An 18,193-nucleotide genomic window follows, 5' to 3' on the forward strand; every position below is an offset into this window, starting at 1 on the left:
TAAGCCTTGTGAAAACATAAACTTACATCCTTGGTAATACGTTAAATCCATTTTTAAAGTTCACCTAACTGTAATTTATTCAGAATCTTATGTGAATTGTTTAGTCTGCGAATGAATCAATGGTGTTTCATTGATGTTCGATATTGAGTCGGAGTCACCGCAAAATATACGGCAAGTTAACTTAATCAGGAGAGCAACTATGGACACTTTATTATTAAAAATCCGCGATATGATTCTTACCACTCGCTTTCTATACTTACTAAACAGTGGAACATGGAATAAATAACAATGAACAATAAGCTCACTTTGCCACGCACTGCATGGATTGCATTATTCGCTAGCCTAGTCTCTGTGCCATCGGCTTTTTCTCAAAGCCTAACCGCAGACCAGATCTTTACCAATGCCGACATATATGGGCATCGCGAGTCAGACTCGATCGTTACCCATAACGGCAAGATCATCTTCATCGGTGACCACGCTCAGGCGCAATCTTTTCAAGGTCAGAGTACCGATGTCATCGACTTGGAGAATGCCTTTGTTTTGCCGGGGTTCATTGATAATCATAACCATGTGTTTGAAGCCGCCTCAGAGCTGGGTGGCAATTGCGAACTAGACTCTGAAGCCACATTAGAAGAGCAAATCCATTACTTAGAAGCGTGTAAAATCAATGTCGAAACCAATGGTCGAGGCTGGCTGATGGGTTATGGCTTTTCTCTTGAGTCGACACTCGACAGCGACTCTGAATACACACCACTTGAGATCATCGACAATATCTTCCCTGATCGCCCCGTGGTGCTTATGGAGCAAACCTCTCACTCTATGTGGGTCAACTCAAAAGCCTTAAAAATAGCCAGAATAAGCCAACAATCTCCTAATCCACAAGGTGGCGCTTATTTAAAAGACCAAGACAGCGGCAAGCTCAATGGCATCTTATTAGATAACGCTGGCGACCAAATTATGGAGATGGCGTGGAACAGCCAAAGCGAGCTCTTTGAACAAAGCTACCAAGGGTTAATGTTCGGTCTTGAAGAAGCCGCTGCGCACGGCATTACCACCATTGGTGACGGCCGGATGTATTGGAAACGAGGTTGGTACGACGTTTGGCTAGAAGCGGAGCAAAACCAAGATTTGACGGCTCGCGTGTCATTACGCCCTTGGGTTTACCCATCAATGGCGATACCCTCTCAATTAGAAGTCTTCGAGAAGATGTATTCCGATGATAAAAGCCGTCTGTTGCTCGTCGATCAGGTAAAAATGTACAGCGATGGCATCTTCATTAACGGTACAGCAAAAACACTCGCGCCCTATTTAGATACCTATCTGCCACAGTCTCCCAATGGCCTAAACTACATTCCACCAGCACAGATGAAAGAGTGGCTAACCGCGCTCGATAGAATCGGTTTTAGCGCTCATATTCATGCGATTGGTGATGGTGCCGTTCGTGAATCACTAGATGCGATTGAAAGCGTGCGTAAACAAGGTTCGCAAAAGCCTTATACCCTAACTCATATAGAGTTAATCAATGATGAAGACGTTCCCCGCTTCAAGCAACTCAATGTCTCGGCGGACTTCCAAGTTGGTTCCGATTACGTAGCCAAACATCAACACCAATGGGCAGAAGCCTTCCTTGGTGCTCGCCGCGCCAAAGCCATGATGAACTTAGACGCGATACTTAAAACCGACGCCAATATCACCTTGAGCAGTGACTGGAACGTACACGACATCAACCCTCTAGTTGGCATTGCAAATAGCTTAATCATGGGCAAAACAGGCCTAACTGATATCTACACAGCTATCGACGCTTACACGCTCAATGCAGCAAAGAGCCTTGGTATCGAAGACATCACGGGGTCTATTGAGGTTGGGAAATCAGCGGACTTCGCGATTCTCAACAAAGACATCACTACAGTATCGGCAAGACAAATAGCCAAGACTCAGGTGTTGATGACAGTGTTAAGAGGGGATGTGGTTTTCGAAGACGCTGCTTTCAAAGACATAAATTAGCAAACCAACGTTCGACACAAAGCCGTTTGCTACCAGTTAATTTGCTATCCGTTAGCTCACTTCCAATTGATTCACTAAAAAGTATCAGGGGAAATATAAGATTAAGCTTGCTCAGCGAGCTTGGTATTTCCCTTTATTTTTGCAACATAAGTCGTCGCGAAAATCAGTAGAGAAAATAGCCCACATAAGTAGATGGGATACTGAGGGTTCAAGGTTGAAGTAAACGCAAGTAATGAAGCGACGCCATAGCCTAGAGTATGAGACATAGCGATGTACCCTGCGGCTGCGCCCGGTGTACCACTTTGCTTTTCAGTGGCAAACAACGTGTAAGCAGGAACAAGCAACGCTGCGCCAATCGCTGTCAGTACCATCGCCACAGCTAACGCCCACATACTGGGAATCAAGAACACTCCAAAGCCGACAAGCAAACCCAATGCCCCCCAACGGTACATAACAAACGGTGTCAGCTTTTCTTTTTTGATAACCAAGAGTTGAGTAGCAAAAGTACAGGCAGCACTGATAGTCAAAAGAATCCCGATCGTGTCACTTATTTGATCGGTAGGCCAACGGGTGATCGAATAGATAAGTGGAGAAAAACTGTATTGCAACAACGCGACTGCGGCACACAACAACAACCCGCAAGATAAAAAAGGCAGTAATGTTTTATTCGGTAACCAAGGTGCTTGCCCTATTCCTTCAGCCTTCCGAGTTTCTTCTTTAGGGGTCGGTAACAACATCGTGACAAGTAAAGCAACACACGGCAAAAAGATCATCACGATCAGGGGAGCAAAAGGCGATAACTTTAACGCTAAAATGGAGACCAAAGGCCCAATTAATCGACCAACACTTAGGCCAAGACTCACTGATGTAATAGCCTGTAAACGGTTCTTCTCACCACACAATAATATCGCCCAATGCTGACTCGCAGGCACCATTCCAGACACCGTACAACCATAAATAATTCGCGCGACCACCAGCCCAATCAAACAAAACACGAATGCCTGCCCCTGTTTGCTAAACATGGCGAAAAAACACAACAAAGCAAAGCTGATAGCCATGCCTATCAGTGCTTGAATGACTACTTTTTTAGGGCCATATTTGTCGCTCTGCCTTCCCCAAAACGGCGCAGATGGCAGAAATAATATGCTTCCTATTGCGATAAGAATCGACCACGTAGGCAAGCTAAATGAAGACTGTTCCACAAGAAAAGGCAGGGAAACGAGTAAGCCGTTTTGCCCAATTCCCATAAGAGCCGAAGCAAGACCAATAGCCAATAGTTGAAATTTTTTATTTTGTATCACAGACATAAACTCGAAGGCGCTAGATAAGGTTGGTAGGTTCGTAGTGGGCACGAGCACATTACAATGATAAATAGATTGATTTAGCGAATAATTATCATTTTGATTTCACTGTGTTACATTAGCGGCTAGCAGCCCATAACTCAACTTCATATTGCATTATGTTCACACTTACCAATGCCTCGTTCGAAATCGACGGTAAGAAAATCCTTTCGCCAACGACTTTGACCTTTGAACCAAAGAAGATCACCACCTTGCTTGGCCATAATGGATGTGGCAAATCGACACTCATTAAACTGTTAAGTCGACAAAACACGCCAACAGAAGGTGACGTTTTCTTCAATGAGCAACCACTCGCCTCATACAGTAACCTTGAATTTGCACACCAAGTCGCCTACCTGCCGCAGCACCCACCGATTACTGATGGCGTGACCGTTCGTGAACTGGTTTGCTTTGGCCGTTATCCATGGAAAGGCGCATTTGGACGTTACAGCAAAGATGATTATGCCATCGTAGACGAAGCGATTGAGAAAGTTGGCCTTAACGCCTTTTCTGACCGATTTGTCGCGACACTTTCCGGCGGAGAAAGACAAAGAGCTTGGGTCGCCATGCTGCTTGCTCAGCAAAGCCAATGTATTTTGCTTGATGAACCAACCTCAGCACTCGATGTCGCGCACCAGCATGAATTGCTCGCTTTAATCAGAGAGCTTAATCAGTCACTCGGCTTAACCGTGATCATGGTGCTTCATGATGTGAACATGGCCGCCAAATTCAGTGATCATTTGATTGCGCTTCATTCTGGGAAAGTGATTGCTTCCGGTTCGCCTAAAGATTTGATGACGCCAGAAACACTAATGCAAATCTACGGAATGGAGCTTGCGCTCTTTAAACACCCTGAGACAGGGCAACCTATCAGCTACATCCCTTAAATCAAAAGGAACCTGTTGTGAAAAAGTTCATCACCATGCTGTTCACAGTATTAGCTTTCAACGCCCTTGCTCTAGAGAGCGTTCACGCACTAGAAGTCAAACATGAAATGGGCAGTGTCTCTTTCGATGCTACACCTAAAAAAGTGGTGGCTTTAGATTGGGCACTCACCGAAACCGTATTAAGCCTAGGCGTTGAGTTGCAAGGTGTGGCAGACGCACAAGGTTATCAGCAATGGGTGGTAAAACCTGCGTTAAATGCAGACGTGACAGATGTGGGATCTCGAAGAGAACCAAACCTAGAGCTACTAACAGAACTCAAACCTGACGTCATTTTAATCAGTGAGCATATGGCGGCGGCCTACCACCAGCTCAATAAAATCGCACCTGTCTTGGTTTACAGTGTCTACAGCAAAAAGAAACAACCTCTTGAATCCGCAACTTCGGTTATCCTCTCTTTAGGCAAGCTATTTAACAAAGCACAACGCGCCCAACAAGTGATTGATGAGACAAACAAGAGATTAAGCGATAATGGTGAAAAAATACGTGCCGCAGGCAACTCAGACAAACCACTGATTTTTGCACGCTTTATCAACGACAAAACCTTACGCATTCATAGCCAAGGTTCATTAGCGCAAGCCACCATAAGCAGCATGGGTCTTAAAAACGACTGGCAAGAGCAGACAAACCTCTGGGGTTTTACCACTACAGGTACTGAAAGGCTCGCTGAACACCAACAGACGAATGTGATGATCTTTGGCCCGCTAACGGAAGAAGAGCATAAGAAACTGACTCAATCTCCTCTTTGGCAAGCGATGGCGTTTACGCGTACAGACTCCGTTTACGAACTTCCTACCATCTGGACCTTCGGTGGGCTAATCGCCGCTCAAAGGTTTAGTGACCACATTACCGAACTGCTTATCCAAAAATAATGGCTACCGCAAAGATCGAAAAAACCGTCACCGGGCGATTCAGTATCAAGGCAGCGGCACTACCTGTCGCTGCTGTTTTGTTGATCAGCTCGCTACTGCAAATTACCGCTCCTTACTCGCAAGGGGTTGGCTTGATTTGGGATACGCTGTTTCACTTTGATTCTTCAAATTATCAGCATCTGATTACTCACCTCACCTATTTACCTAGGCTTACCGTCGCTCTCATTTGTGGTTTTGCACTGGCAGTCGCTGGGTGTGTGATGCAATTTGTACTGCGTAACCCCATTGCCTCACCTACCACATTGGGTGTTGCTGCGGGCGCAGAACTCGGCATGGTATTAGGGATCCTTTTAATTCCTGCTAACCTAGCTATCCCAGGGTTTATTCCCGCTTTCATTGGGGGCTGCCTTGCAACAGGCTTAGTTTTTACCTTAAGTTCTGCACGAGGCTTTTCACCATTACACATGGTGTTAGCCGGTATGGTGGTCAGCCTATTTTTAGGCTCACTCAACACCATGTTGCTCATGCTGCATGAACAACGGCTTACCAGTATTTTTGTTTGGGGTGCAGGTGTACTGAATCAGAATGATTGGTCGAGCGTGCAGGTTCTCATACCTTTAGTCTCGATCCCGACGCTGTTATTACTGGTTTTACAGCGTCCATTATCAGCGCTGCAATTTGGCGATAATGTCGCCACTTCGCTTGGTGTAAACATCAAACAAATCAAATTGCTTTGCTTATCGTTGGCGATCTTTATTACTGCAGCCGTAGTCAGTGAAGTAGGCTTAATCGGATTCGTTGGCATTGTGGCTCCTGCTATCGCTAGGCTTATCGGTGTAAGAGCACTCGCGAAACAGATTCTGGTCAGCGGGTTGGTAGGCAGCTTCATTCTATTGATTGTGGATTTAGTGATTCAGCCCTTCTCTGGCTTCGGTGGCGAACTGCTCCCTACCGGCGCAATGACGGCGCTACTGGGTGCTCCTTTCTTATTGTGGTTACTGCAACGTACCAAGCTGCAGTCCGATCTCAAAAACCGCAGTGAAACCATTGAGCACTACAAATTCGTCAGTACGCGTAAAGTACTTGCCGCGATGTCAGTACTATTGATGGCAATGTGTGTTCTTGCCCTTACAGTAGGTAAAAACCAGTTCGGCTGGAATCTTGAACTCAACCCATCGCTATTCGATCTACGTCTACCGCGTGTATTAGTCGCGCTATTGGCAGGGATCGGGCTTGCGTTTGCAGGCACGATTATTCAACGCATCTCAAACAACCCAATGGCGAGCCCCGAAGTATTGGGGATCAGCTCAGGGGCTGCTCTGGCGTTAGTGCTCGGCACACTATTTGGCACTGCAGTCGGCCGAGAAGAGCAAATGCTGCTTGGTACACTCGGCGCAACTTCAGTGACTGCCGTGGTTTGGTTGATGGGAAGAAAACACAATTTCGCCCCAACGCAAACCTTGTTAACGGGCATCGCGCTAAGTGCAGGGCTCGACGCTCTATTGCGCATCACAATGAGCTCGGGTAATGAGAATGCAACCGCGCTCCTCACTTGGCTTTCAGGATCGACTTATTTAGTCGCGAATCAAGATGTCATTTTGCTCGCCGTTGGGGTTACCATCATCAGTGCAGTGGCGCTGTCGTTGAATCGCTGGATAGAGCTGATTAACTTAGGCGACGTCACCACAAGCAGCCTAGGTATGAATACAACCGCTGTTCGATTGGCTTTGCTTTTGCTTGTCGCGGCACTAACAACTCTGTGCACCATCGTCATTGGGCCATTAAGTTTCATTGGATTATTGGCGCCGCACATGGCGCGTTCGCTTCACCAATATCGCGCGATTCCTCAAATGCTCACTGCAGCATTATTAGGCGCTATCATCATGGTTGCTGCCGACTGGATTGGTCGTACGCTATGGTTCCCTTGGCAGTTCCCTGCAGGTCTATTAGCCTCTCTGATTGGTGGCGGCTACTTCCTCTATCTAATGAGAAAATAAGCACACACGAGAAGTCACTTTCTCCGCTTAAAGCCCCGTTTGAAGCCTCTATTTGAAGTCGAGGCTTTAAGCGGGCTCTCTTCTTACCCACTCATCAACACACTTGCCAACAAAGCTATCACTAACCGATCAATTCCCAACGAACCGCTAAATTACCAACCAACCTATCCATTGCAATAGGTTGATTAACATTGTCTTTTGGTTACAAAAACACAATTTATGGTATTTAAGCCTTTTTGTGTTTACCATGGAATCAAGATTAAACACATACTCTGAGCGTCATGGACACAACGACAATTACAAAGCTCCAACAAAATTTGTTATTCAAGGTCATCGCGAGGCTAAAAGCCGACAACGCGAAAGCGGGAAGCAGCCTAAATGAATCATCTTTGGCGCAGCAATTCGAAGTATCAAGAAGCCCTATTCGAGCGGTGCTAAAACACTTGTCAGCGCAAGGCATCACTAAAGTCGTCCCTTATAAAGGGTCTGTATTACAAACCGATGCGGCAGATATCGAAATTTCAGGCCAAGACAACGACCAACAACCTCGCCAAGAACAATTATACCTGCGCGTACTCATGGATTTATTTTTTAGTGAGTTAGGTCAGTCGTTTTCCGAGAAAGACCTGCAACAACGTTATGATGCCAACCGTGGTGAGATGCAAAGCGTACTGCGCCTGTTAGAAAGCGATGGTATTTTTCGTCGCAGTCCAGGATACAAATGGCAGCTTGATGGTGTGTTGAACACCTTAGAAAGACACACCGAAAGTTATCGCTGTCGACTCATTTTCGAGCCTGCAGGCCTACTCGAACCAACATGGACACTTGATAACAGTGCAATTGAAAGCTGCCGAGATCGCCATGCTCAAGCGATTAACGCCCCAGAATCTGTCAACGCCAGTCAACTCTTTAGCCTCAGTGCCGAGTTTCACGAGCAACTTGCCGCATGTTCAGGAAATCGCTTCTTATTGAGCACCATGCAACAACATAATCGCCTACGTAAAGCGACCGATCTCGTCTCGATGCACATTCAATCTTCGGTCACTAAATCGTGCCAGCGTCGCCTAGAGATCATCGAATTGGTGCTAGAAGGTGACAACCAAACGGCCTCGACAAAATTAGCTCAGCTACTGGAAAATGACATTCGAGTCATGAAACGCACCTACAACGACGTAATGACGGTCTCTATGGATCAGCGAGAAAGCTTAATCAACAGCATCATGGCAAAAAACAGTTAACTACGTGAGCAGTCAAATCATGGCTGCCCTTATCGTGTCCTTCTACCATCGAAAATACCATTCTGACTTCACGAACACACGAGGGCCTGTTTACCTTTCGTTGTTAAATTTTGTTCAAAAGATCAACAGGCCCTAATACCTGCACTTTCACACCTTCTGAATTATATGGTTCACACCCGCTTAAACACTTGCGGAACAAGGCACTGGCTCTGTTCCGCCCGAGTGACTAACCCCCTCGGCAAACAAGTGTTTCCAAATCTATAAAATAAAATTGCATTTTCATATTGTATTTTCGCAACAAAAACACAATAATAATGATTCTTATTTAGAATTGATAAACTTAACGATAATACTTCGTACTTTAACTATAGAAGTAGTAACCGCTTAGGTGGCGTGAATGCGAACGTATACAAGCTTGAAAGATATCGAGATGAGTATGTTTGGGGCCATAAGTAAGTGACCACTGTTAACCTCTTTTCTAATTTAGGAGGCTTCATTTATTACTAACCAGTAAAGATGAACGCTTGTTTACTTATAAAAAACAAAGTCATCGCACAAATATGAGTCTTTGTGCAGCCTTTTATTGATCAAGATTGAGAACAAAATGAAAACCGAAAAAGGAAGTTTCAAGCTTTCCACCGTTACGCTAGCGATTGTCGCAGCAAGCACAGTGTTTACAGCCCAAGCACAAGAATACACAACCGAAGAAAACATGGTGGTTGTCGCAAGCCGAACGCCTAAAGCGATCAGCGATATTCCGGGAACAGTTTGGTACATCGACGCAGATAAAATCGAACAGGAATACCGTGGCGGTAAATCATTAGGTGAAATTCTATCGGCGAGCATTCCCTCTTTAGATGTAAGCAGCGGCGCTCGTACTAACTATGGTCAGAATCTACGTGGCCGTAAGATGCTCGTTATGATCGATGGCGTATCACTGCAATCCTCTCGCCAAATCAGCCGCCACTTAGATTCAATCGACCCATTTAACATTGATCGCATCGAAGTGTTATCGGGTGCAACGTCTATCTACGGTGCCGGTGCTTCTGGTGGTGTCATCAACATCATCACCAAAAAAGCACAAGGTGAAGAGTTAGAATTCGAATCTTATGTCGGTGGTTCATCGGGCTTTAATTCAGGTGAAGATTTCGATTACAAAGTCGGTCAATCTATCTCTGGCGGTAACGACAAAGTTCAAGCTCGCTCTTCTGTGGTTTACACCGAGACACAAGGTGTATTCGATGCAGATGGCGATATTGTTACTCCTGACATTTCACAAGGCTCACTGCAGTTCAACAAGACGGTAGATTTCCTGACAACTGTCGGCGTGAACCTGTCTGAGACCAAAAAGCTCAACTTCCTAGCACAATATTACGATAGCCAGCAAAACTCTCCTTACGGTCTATACATCACCGGGCGCGATTTTGTTGACGTACGTAAAGGGTTTTACTCGGATCGCGAACACGGAACTGAGCGCATCATGCTGAGTGCCTCTTACGTCGATGATCAATTCCTTGGGCATCAGTTTATTGCTGAAGCTTCATACCGTAAAGAAGACCAAACTTACACGCCTTACTTCCAATCTTCTGGTCAACAAATTACCGATGTTATTTCATTAAAAACAGCACTGGCTAAGAGCTTCAATAAGTTCAATATTGTTTATGGTATCGATGCGTATCAAGATCAGCTTGATAGCAATCAAGCGCTTTACGATCGCACCATTGCGAACAATTCAGGCAACTTAGTCAACAAGACCTATGCACAAGTGGGTCGCTATGCCGGTGTTAAAGTCAGCTCTATCGCGGGCTTTGTGCAATCTGACTATGCGATCACCGATGATTGGACGGTGGAAGGTGGATTCCGCTACCAATACATCTCTAACAAGATTGATGATTTTGTCGGCTACAGCCAGCAGAAGAAAATTGCTGCTGGTAAAGGCAAAACAGCAGACGCAGTACCAGGTGGTGAAACTGATTACGGTGTTGGCTTATTTAACCTAGGTACGATCTACCACCTTAATAACGAGTCTCAAGTTTGGGCAAACTTCTCGCAAGGTTTCGACCTTGCAGACCCAGCTAAATACTACGGACAAGGCAGCTACAAGCTCGTTGGTGATCACTGGAAACTCAACGACAGCATCAATGTTAATGACTCAAAAATGTCTGGTATCAAAACCAACAGTTTCGAGTTAGGTTACCGCCTTGATACTGGCGAGCTAAGCTTGCAAACCGCGGCTTATTACTCACAATCTGACAAATCAGTGAAGTACAACAGAAAGACATTGCTGATTGAAAACATCAATGACAAAAAGCGAGTGTACGGGCTAGAGGCGATGGCTTCTTACTGGGTACATGACAACATTCAACTGGGCGCTTCTGGTCACTACGTCACCTCTGAAGTGAAAGGTAACGACGGTTGGAAAGATGTATCTGCAGGAAGTGCAAGTACTTCTAAAGCAAGTGCTTGGGCAGGTTGGTATGACACAGACCTATCTGTAAAAGTACAAAGCCAAACTATGTTTGATTACGAAGACGACAAAAACAAACTTGATGGCTACACCGTGTTTGATCTAGTGAGTACGTATCAGCTTCCTGTCGGTAGTCTAGGTTTTGGTATTCAAAACTTACTGAACAAAGACTACACCACTGTTTGGGGTCAACGTGCTCAAATCCTTTACTCGTCTCATTACGACTCAGCAGCGTATGACTACAAAGGCCGCGGCCGTACTTACACTCTGAACTACCAAGTTAAGTACTAATTAATCGGTCTGCATAGGCTGAATTAGTCGCTTACTCTAAAGTGTGGGATAGCTAAAAGACAAAAAGGGTTGGCAAACATGCCAACCCTTTTCAATTGAGGGTTCATTCCGAACTCCCCTATGTTTAACTCTACTTATGCTTAAGCTGTCTTTTCTTTCAAGTTTGATTCTTGTTTATCATCAAGCGCAAAGTAGATCTTCGATACAATTACTTCAGCAATCAGAATCGTAAATACCACGGCGAAGAACGCCACTACACCGCCCCAAGGGCCTGTAAAACTCACCGTATCTCCGAACAGAAGGTTAATCGCTTCTAGCATCACGAACTTTGAACCCACCAAGATGATGTAAGTCGTGATGGCGCGATAAACCTTAGGCGCGGTACCCGGTTTACTTTTGAAGTGCTCAGCAATCTTGTGCTCTAAGCCAATAGAGAGCTTCAACAATAACTGCAGTAATAACGCTGCTATCAAAGAAATAGTGAAAGACTCAATGTTGACGAAGTCCCAGTACTCATCGAAAAAGTTAAGTACCACTAAGTCCACCAGCACAGCTAACGTGTAACCTACAAATAGACGTTGTGGTGTGTTGAACCCGTAAACTTTGTCTGATTTAGTCATTCTGTCTCTCTCTAATTTGATAAGTCGCCTTGATTTGAAATACATCTTAGCGCTCGAAAAGGAGCAAAACTTACCATTTTGTGACACCACCAATAATCATTATTCAAATTAATGATTCGACAGAAATCCCCCTTCCTTCTCTTATAGCAATAGCAAAAACACACCCAATTCATCACTGTCACCAAATGGCCATTCTTCAAATGCTGCCCCCATATGATGACTCCATCAGCGACACACACTCATTTCCAAAAGGTGCAGACTATGAAAAAGCTAATCACTAACGTGAACGTATTTAACGGTGTTGATAACAACTTAATCGAGAGCGTATCAGTCCTCATCGAGGATAACTTGATCACCCAGATTAAAGAAATTAACTTCCATTCTACGAGTTAGTTTCCATTTTTCGAGTTAATTCCCACTCTATGAATCAATTTACATTCACGTATTACCCACCCAAATAACAACCACACAAGAAACAAAATGGAATATAAACCTGTAAAAATTAAAAATAAACAACCTCTAATTACTTCTTAAAAAACAAAGAGTAAAGGGAATTATTTCAGCATGGGAAACTCTAACTAAATGTTAAGTGATAATTTATCTGGAGGTGCTATTTTAATATAACCTTGTCAACCCCACGCCCTTAAATTGCACATAAGACAATTTATAAAAGTAAATACTATTAATCATTTTTTGTAATCAGGAATTAACAATGAGACTGTTGTTGTACTCGACATGTGGTGTTCTGAGTTTTCTAGGCATATTTGGACTAGCTGCGTTGTATATTGTTTATTAATTTGTAATCTACTTTTACAATTAATATTTAAATGATAGAAAGCCCTAATCAATAGGGCTTTTTATCCATCAAAGATAATAATTAAGTTATCGTAAATTTATTCTATTTACTTTTCTCTTCTAGCTTAGCCTTTACTATTGGATATAGTTTTTCGTATGGCAAGTAGCCGGGGAGCAATGTTCCATCAATTAGCATCGCTGGTGTACCCCGAAAACCCAGCCTCGTAAATAAGTTATAGTTTTCAGCAACTTCAATCGCTATTTCACTGTCTGAAGAAACATAATCGGTGGCTTTGTTCTTCTTCGCTACTTTCATTATCGAACGAACGTTGTGAATACCAGGCTTACTGATCAACATCTCTTCAACTGCTTTGTATTTTTCTTTGTCATTGTTCCAGACATTGAGTCCAAAAGTTGCTGAGTTCAATGGCGAATCTCTCTCCTTTAGAGGGATATAAATATTTATCACCTTGATGTCATTAGGGAACTCATCCGCTATTTTTCGAAGAACAGGGTCTAATTTTTTACACCACGGGCAACTAAAATCAGTCATATTTACGATCGTCAGTTTTGGATGTTCGGAACCATACCAAGGGTGATGTGGGTTGTTATAAATAAAGTCATGACTCTCAACTAACGTTTTATCAAAGCTACTTTGTTGATCTATGTAAGCAGCTAGACTGTCGTGAACTGAATCGATAATACCTTCGTTCGTTTCTAGCATTTGCGTTATCTCGGCAATTTTTTCTTGTTTTGTCATTGCGAAAGTGACGGGTGAGAAAGCCAGAGTAACCAATAGTGTGATGATGCTTTTTGTTATGAATTTCATATTTTTCCCATTAATACTTAGCTAACCAAAGTCGGGCTGCGATACCTATTGGCGTAGTAATTCCTGAAGTAACACTTGTTACTTTTCCATCATTAATAACAATGAGTGTTGGCGTTAAGGAGATTCCCCAATCGCGTGCAATTTTACCTTGAGTGTCATTAATGTTGTCGTAGCTATACCCTTTAGCATTCATATAGCGTTGAACTCTTTCATCTTTACCCGAAGTCAGTGATACACCAACGACGGGATAGCTCGATGAAAACCAATCAACCACTGGCGTCACAAATTTGCAGGCGACGCACCATGTCGTCCAAAAATAAACTAATACCGGCTCTTTCTTACTCATCTCTATTACATCTATCGGTTTACCGGATAACGACATCCCAACCATTGGCGGAACGTTCTGCATTGGAACGTCTTTTGTACGCCAATAATCAACACCAAAGACCACGACCAATGCGAACAAGGTATACAGTAATGCCGATCTCAACTTCTGCTTTTTGGACTGAGGTTTTGCCTTAGCTTTTTTTCTCATCATTCGTCACCACCTTTTGCTTTCTCAATGGCTTCCATCACCGCATCACTGGTTAAGATGACAGGAAGCTCAATACCTTCCGGAGCGTTAGGGCCATAAACCATGTTGAACGGAACACCGAAACGGTTGTGATCTTGTAGGTATGACGTGACACTATCACTTGGGACTGTCCAATCGCCCTCCATCGGCACTACATCACCTTCAGTCAATACGCTGTAAACAGGATCTTGTAAGAGAACCCCGATCTTGTTTGCTTTACAAGTCACGCACCAATCAGCGGTAACATCAACGAAAACTACTTTGTCGTTAGCAACATGATCATCAATGGCTACGGTCGACAAAGCTTCCCACTCAGGTTCTGGTGGCAGAATTTTGGATGTTGCCTTCTCGACAAATAACGAGGCAGAGATAACACTCAACAGCAGCAAGGCAACAGCACCCGCAGTCTTGATTCCATGCACTTGAACCAACCTGACAAGCAATAGGCAAACACTGACCGCCAGTATTGCGTATAGCCACAATTGAGGGACATGAGGTCGAAGCAAGCTAAAGAGCCAAACGCTAGTGATTAGCATCATTCCGCCGAACAGGTATTTAACACGGTTCATCCATGCTCCTGGTTTAGGCAGAGCCAAAGCTATCGATGGGAATGCAGCAACGATGATCCATGGAAGTGCCATACCAACGGCAAGTGCGGTGAAAATACCAAACATCGTCGGGATAGTCGTGGCAAGAGCAAATGCAACGGCTGTCCCAAGAAATGGAGCAGAACATGGCGTAGCCAATAGCGTTGCGAACATGCCTTGTGTAAAGTGTCCGACGTAACTACTGTCTCCCTTGGTTGCCATCCACGTATTGGTATTCGATGAAAGACGGATCTCGAAAAGCCCTAACATGTTGGCGCTGAAAAGGGCTGTGACGATAAACATCCCACCGATAAACCAACCGTTTTGGAACTGAATTCCCCAACCGATAACGCTGCCTGATATTTTTAACACAGCCAAGAAAGTGGCGATTAACCAGAAGGATGCGAGGATGCCACTCGCAGATGCAAGGAATTGGAACCTAACCTGTTTTCTTGCCATGCCTTGAGCAGAAATAACCCCACTCAGTTTCATTCCAAGTACAGGGAATACACAGGGCATGATATTGAGAATCAACCCTCCTAATAGCGCCAAAAGCACCATACTTATCATAGAGCTATTACCCACTATGCCGTTGGTAACGGTGGCTGGGTATTCTGTGATGAAGTCTTTGTCTTTGATGCTTACACGAATGTGTTGGTTGTTGAGATCGGGTGTGCCCATCCAGCTGCTTACGTCATAAGTCGCAATGGCTTGGTTACCTTCAATTTCAATGTGAGGAATACCAAATTCAGCATCTTGCATTTCATCTGAATCACCATCCACGATTATATCGGGTGCAGTCCAACCAATTTGATGTGTAGCAATAACTTGAAGTTGCGACTTGTGAGCATCCCAAATCGTAGATGTGCCCTCTACAAGCGGTGAGTCTTTCGGCACTTCGCTCATTGCTTTTGCGTAGACAAGCATCGCGTCGTTATTCACGGTCATCTCACTTGGGTTAAACACCAAGTTGATGTCAAAATCCGTGAGAATACATATGGTGGTGCATGAAGACATCGTCAGCACTGCATGGAGCTCAACAGGTTTGTTCATATCATCAATATGAAGATTCATCGGAAAGATGATGTTGTGCTTGTAGCCTAGCGTATCTATGCCGAGCAAGTTGAAGCGTTGAGGAAACTTCCAAAACCATTGCAGTTGCGAAACGTTCTTAGAGTCAGCCCATTTAATTTTGGGCGCAATGCCTCCTTCGCCAGGACTTCTCCAGTAAGTTTTCCATTCATCAGAAAGGTTCACTTCCAGATAACCCGCCGCGGTTTTATCTTCTTTATTAATTTGTCCTGTCATGACAAAACGCGTTTCTACATACGGATGTAACTTGTCTTGCATCCAACCCGTTGTAACAGGAGTCATCGATTCGCTCGCACTTGCGTTCACAGTGAATGTTGAACACAACGCAACGAATAGCCAAAGCACAACAAAGCGCAATGACATTTTGCTTTTAGGCATGTCTAATTTTTCCTTAAAAAATGAATAATATGAGTGTTAGTTAAACGCTCTTATTTTCATTCTTTAAAGACACAGATCTTGAGATGGATGCGCCTACCTTTGTGGAGGATTGGCTCAGTGAAGGGAGGGAAATACGGGACAGTACTTAGCAACCACAATACGACGACAACGAGTATGAAGTACGTGAATATAGCTTGATCATTGACTTGGTGGTGATCAAAGTTTATCAGGTGTTCTGATAACTCACATTTTTGGACGGATTGGCCGTCTTGGGATTGAGATGCCCCATCAATAAAAACGCCACTATCGCTAATCTTGTTTGCCTGCACGGCAGTAGAAATAGCAGAATCACTGTTGTCATAATTTACTTTGCAGCCTTGGATAAAACTCATATTACTGGCGAGACAGAAACAGATAACCCAACCCACTAATAATAGTGCGCTACGAGTTAGCTGATGTGTGTTTCGACTTGAGATCATATCTAAACTGCAGATGTCTTGTTATGGTAAACGTAGCAATACGACTTAACTAAAATAATAAAGTTCAATTTTTTTCTTAATGTCGATAATTTTCATGAATCAAAGCGATTGAGAATCGTAAAAATCATATACCAACAATCAGGGTCGGAAAGACAATCAGTATCGAAAAGACAATCGACATCAGCCATACCGCGGTCGAGCAGCGTGAACTAAGTAAACTCGGACCAAGACAATACATGCTCAAGAACAACGTATGACCTAACTCTCTGTTTTCTTGCTAGTATTAAACTCATGCTGTTTGTTTATGTATAAAAATTATTGATTGAATGACGAAGCTTGTTGATATGGGGATGAAATTGGAATGAGGCGATTACTTACTGCAATATTTTTCAGTTCAGCATTGTTACTCAGTTCAGTGCTATCAGGGTGCAGTAATTTTAGAAATCTATCTAATGAGATAGACGCAATTGATGCCTATACCGACCAGTACCAAATCATTTTGACCGAACCAGCGTCGGGCTCAGCCGTCGTTATTCAACAGATAAAAGATATCAATAAAAGCGAAGTTGATGGCTACGACGGCATAATAGATAGCGACAGTATTCAATTGCAGCTATCTAGAAAAATACACTACCTACTTGTCTTTGATGATAAAAACCAAGATTTAACCCTACAAGCTGACGAACCATTCAGTGTCGTTAATCTGCATGATCACCAAGACAATTCTACAGTAAGAATTTCACTCGCCATTGACGAAAACAAAGCGCCCAGAGCCTTTGTTAATCACTCACTGTCCTCTTTACTGAAAGTGGAATTGGATCTTGTCGATATAGGCACTGTTGTGAGTTTAACGGATCCGCCCTTTAAGCGAGAAAACGCTAAGCTTGGCATGTGGCAGCCAGTAACATTCTTTTTTGAAGGGAATGCTGGACTCTACTTTTTGTCGGAATACGACCCAACTAAAATCCCTATCCTATTTGTACATGGTATCAACGCAACCGCTTTAGATTTTGCTCCATTAATCGAAAAAATCGATCAATCTAAATACCAAATATGGGTATTCAACTACCCTTCTGGCTTATCTCTGGTTTTAAGTTCGAAAGGCTTAAATAACCTGCTGCATACCATAGTGACGGAATACAAGATCCAACAATTACACGTGGTGGCACACAGCATGGGTGGGCTTATCGTGACAAACAGTGTTCGTCAGTGCCAAATCGGGCAGTTGTGCAATTTTGTCAGTAGCATCACCACCATATCTTCCCCGTTTGGGGGTGTGGCATCTGCCAAGCAAGGAGTTGAATACTCCCCTATCGTGATGCCAGCCTGAGTAGATTTAAATCCAGACGGAAAATTTATCGCCGAGTTATTTGGTAGTAAAACTAAAAACCATACCCCGCACTTTTTAGCGTTTGGATACAATTCAGGGGAGTTATTTAATACCAACAGTAATGATGGCGTAATTGACCTATCAAGCCAGCTTTCGCGTCCAGCTCAATTAAACGCCGACCAAATTTTCGGGTACGACGAAAATCATTTAAGTATCTTAGACAACGACGACTTGTTTGAAGATCTTTCTGAGTTTTGGTTGAGAACCGAACAGGAGTAAATACTGGGCGTATTGGATATGGGTGAATCAACCTCAAGTATTACTGATAGCAGATGCTGATTAAGGAGAGGTTAGGA

General features: G+C 43.8%; 12 protein-coding genes and 1 pseudogene. 8 read left to right on the forward strand and 5 right to left on the reverse strand.

Features of this window, described 5'->3' with window-relative positions:
• Positions 1–288 precede the first annotated feature (288 nt).
• A complete protein-coding gene (locus AB4589_RS11385; RefSeq protein WP_372100483.1) occupies positions 289–2,004 on the forward strand; it encodes an amidohydrolase in 1,716 nt (571 codons plus the stop codon).
• Positions 2,005–2,105: 101 nt separating this feature from the next.
• Here the strand turns inward: AB4589_RS11385 and AB4589_RS11390 are convergent, their stop codons facing one another.
• The gene (locus tag AB4589_RS11390) at positions 2,106–3,311 is read right to left on the reverse strand and encodes an MFS transporter (RefSeq protein ID WP_372100485.1); all 1,206 of its coding nucleotides are present in this window, start codon (positions 3,309–3,311) and stop codon (positions 2,106–2,108) included.
• 152 nt (positions 3,312–3,463) lie between these two features.
• On the opposite strand from AB4589_RS11390, the gene AB4589_RS11395 reads away from it, so the two are divergent.
• From AB4589_RS11395 to AB4589_RS11415, 5 genes are all read left to right on the forward strand, one after another.
• Complete coding sequence (locus AB4589_RS11395; RefSeq protein WP_372100487.1) at positions 3,464–4,231, forward strand: ABC transporter ATP-binding protein; 768 nt, start codon at positions 3,464–3,466, stop codon at positions 4,229–4,231.
• Positions 4,232–4,248: 17 nt separating this feature from the next.
• On the forward strand, positions 4,249–5,160 hold the full coding sequence (locus tag AB4589_RS11400; RefSeq protein ID WP_372100489.1) for an iron-siderophore ABC transporter substrate-binding protein: 912 nt from the start codon (positions 4,249–4,251) through the stop codon (positions 5,158–5,160).
• Positions 5,160–7,157 (forward strand): Fe(3+)-hydroxamate ABC transporter permease FhuB, encoded by a 1,998-nt coding sequence (gene fhuB, locus AB4589_RS11405; protein ID WP_372100491.1) that lies wholly within the window; start codon positions 5,160–5,162, stop codon positions 7,155–7,157. Before AB4589_RS11400 ends, fhuB begins: the two co-directional genes overlap by 1 nt.
• Before the next feature lie 281 nt (positions 7,158–7,438).
• Positions 7,439–8,395 (forward strand): GntR family transcriptional regulator, encoded by a 957-nt coding sequence (locus AB4589_RS11410; protein ID WP_372100493.1) that lies wholly within the window; start codon positions 7,439–7,441, stop codon positions 8,393–8,395.
• Between the two features lie 604 nt (positions 8,396–8,999).
• The gene (locus AB4589_RS11415; RefSeq protein ID WP_372087839.1) at positions 9,000–11,153 is read left to right on the forward strand and encodes a TonB-dependent receptor; all 2,154 of its coding nucleotides are present in this window, start codon (positions 9,000–9,002) and stop codon (positions 11,151–11,153) included.
• Positions 11,154–11,293: 140 nt separating this feature from the next.
• Here AB4589_RS11415 and AB4589_RS11420 read toward each other — a convergent pair whose 3' ends face one another.
• Positions 11,294–11,773 (reverse strand): hypothetical protein, encoded by a 480-nt coding sequence (locus tag AB4589_RS11420; protein ID WP_372100495.1) that lies wholly within the window; start codon positions 11,771–11,773, stop codon positions 11,294–11,296.
• Positions 11,774–12,034: 261 nt separating this feature from the next.
• Between AB4589_RS11420 and AB4589_RS11425 the strand changes: the two genes are divergently transcribed.
• A complete protein-coding gene (locus AB4589_RS11425) occupies positions 12,035–12,166 on the forward strand; it encodes a hypothetical protein (RefSeq protein ID WP_372100535.1) in 132 nt (43 codons plus the stop codon).
• Positions 12,167–12,671: 505 nt separating this feature from the next.
• On the opposite strand, the gene AB4589_RS11430 is transcribed toward AB4589_RS11425, so the two are convergent.
• From AB4589_RS11430 to AB4589_RS11440, 3 genes are read right to left on the reverse strand one after another with little or no spacing between them, the layout of a single operon-like run.
• Positions 12,672–13,397 carry a DsbA family protein gene (locus tag AB4589_RS11430; protein WP_372100497.1) on the reverse strand — a complete coding sequence of 242 codons (726 nt, stop codon included), beginning with the start codon at positions 13,395–13,397 and terminating at the stop codon, positions 12,672–12,674.
• A 10-nt stretch (positions 13,398–13,407) separates the two neighbouring features.
• Complete coding sequence (locus tag AB4589_RS11435; RefSeq protein ID WP_009847199.1) at positions 13,408–13,935, reverse strand: protein disulfide oxidoreductase; 528 nt, start codon at positions 13,933–13,935, stop codon at positions 13,408–13,410.
• Complete coding sequence (locus AB4589_RS11440; RefSeq protein ID WP_372100499.1) at positions 13,932–16,028, reverse strand: protein-disulfide reductase DsbD family protein; 2,097 nt, start codon at positions 16,026–16,028, stop codon at positions 13,932–13,934. Before AB4589_RS11440 ends, AB4589_RS11435 begins: the two co-directional genes overlap by 4 nt.
• Before the next feature lie 840 nt (positions 16,029–16,868).
• Here AB4589_RS11440 and AB4589_RS11445 point away from each other — a divergent pair.
• Positions 16,869–18,116, forward strand: a pseudogene (locus tag AB4589_RS11445) (lipase family alpha/beta hydrolase).
• Positions 18,117–18,193: the final 77 nt, after the last annotated feature.

The sequence above is a fragment of the Vibrio sp. 10N.222.49.A3 genome, from assembly GCF_041475145.1.
GTDB lineage: Bacteria > Pseudomonadota > Gammaproteobacteria > Enterobacterales > Vibrionaceae > Vibrio > Vibrio tasmaniensis_A.

Excerpts from the sequence above, each read along its gene's own strand:
- AB4589_RS11385 (WP_372100483.1), top strand. The coding sequence starts at position 289 with ATGAACAATAAGCTCACTTTGCCACGCACTGCATGGATTGCATTATTC.
- AB4589_RS11390 (WP_372100485.1), bottom strand. The coding sequence starts at position 3,311 with ATGTCTGTGATACAAAATAAAAAATTTCAACTATTGGCTATTGGTCTT.
- AB4589_RS11395 (WP_372100487.1), top strand. The coding sequence starts at position 3,464 with ATGTTCACACTTACCAATGCCTCGTTCGAAATCGACGGTAAGAAAATC.
- fhuB (WP_372100491.1), top strand. The coding sequence starts at position 5,160 with ATGGCTACCGCAAAGATCGAAAAAACCGTCACCGGGCGATTCAGTATC.
- AB4589_RS11410 (WP_372100493.1), top strand. The coding sequence starts at position 7,439 with ATGGACACAACGACAATTACAAAGCTCCAACAAAATTTGTTATTCAAG.
- AB4589_RS11415 (WP_372087839.1), top strand. The coding sequence starts at position 9,000 with ATGAAAACCGAAAAAGGAAGTTTCAAGCTTTCCACCGTTACGCTAGCG.
- AB4589_RS11420 (WP_372100495.1), bottom strand. The coding sequence starts at position 11,773 with ATGACTAAATCAGACAAAGTTTACGGGTTCAACACACCACAACGTCTA.
- AB4589_RS11425 (WP_372100535.1), top strand. The coding sequence starts at position 12,035 with ATGAAAAAGCTAATCACTAACGTGAACGTATTTAACGGTGTTGATAAC.
- AB4589_RS11430 (WP_372100497.1), bottom strand. The coding sequence starts at position 13,397 with ATGAAATTCATAACAAAAAGCATCATCACACTATTGGTTACTCTGGCT.
- AB4589_RS11435 (WP_009847199.1), bottom strand. The coding sequence starts at position 13,935 with ATGATGAGAAAAAAAGCTAAGGCAAAACCTCAGTCCAAAAAGCAGAAG.
- AB4589_RS11440 (WP_372100499.1), bottom strand. The coding sequence starts at position 16,028 with ATGCCTAAAAGCAAAATGTCATTGCGCTTTGTTGTGCTTTGGCTATTC.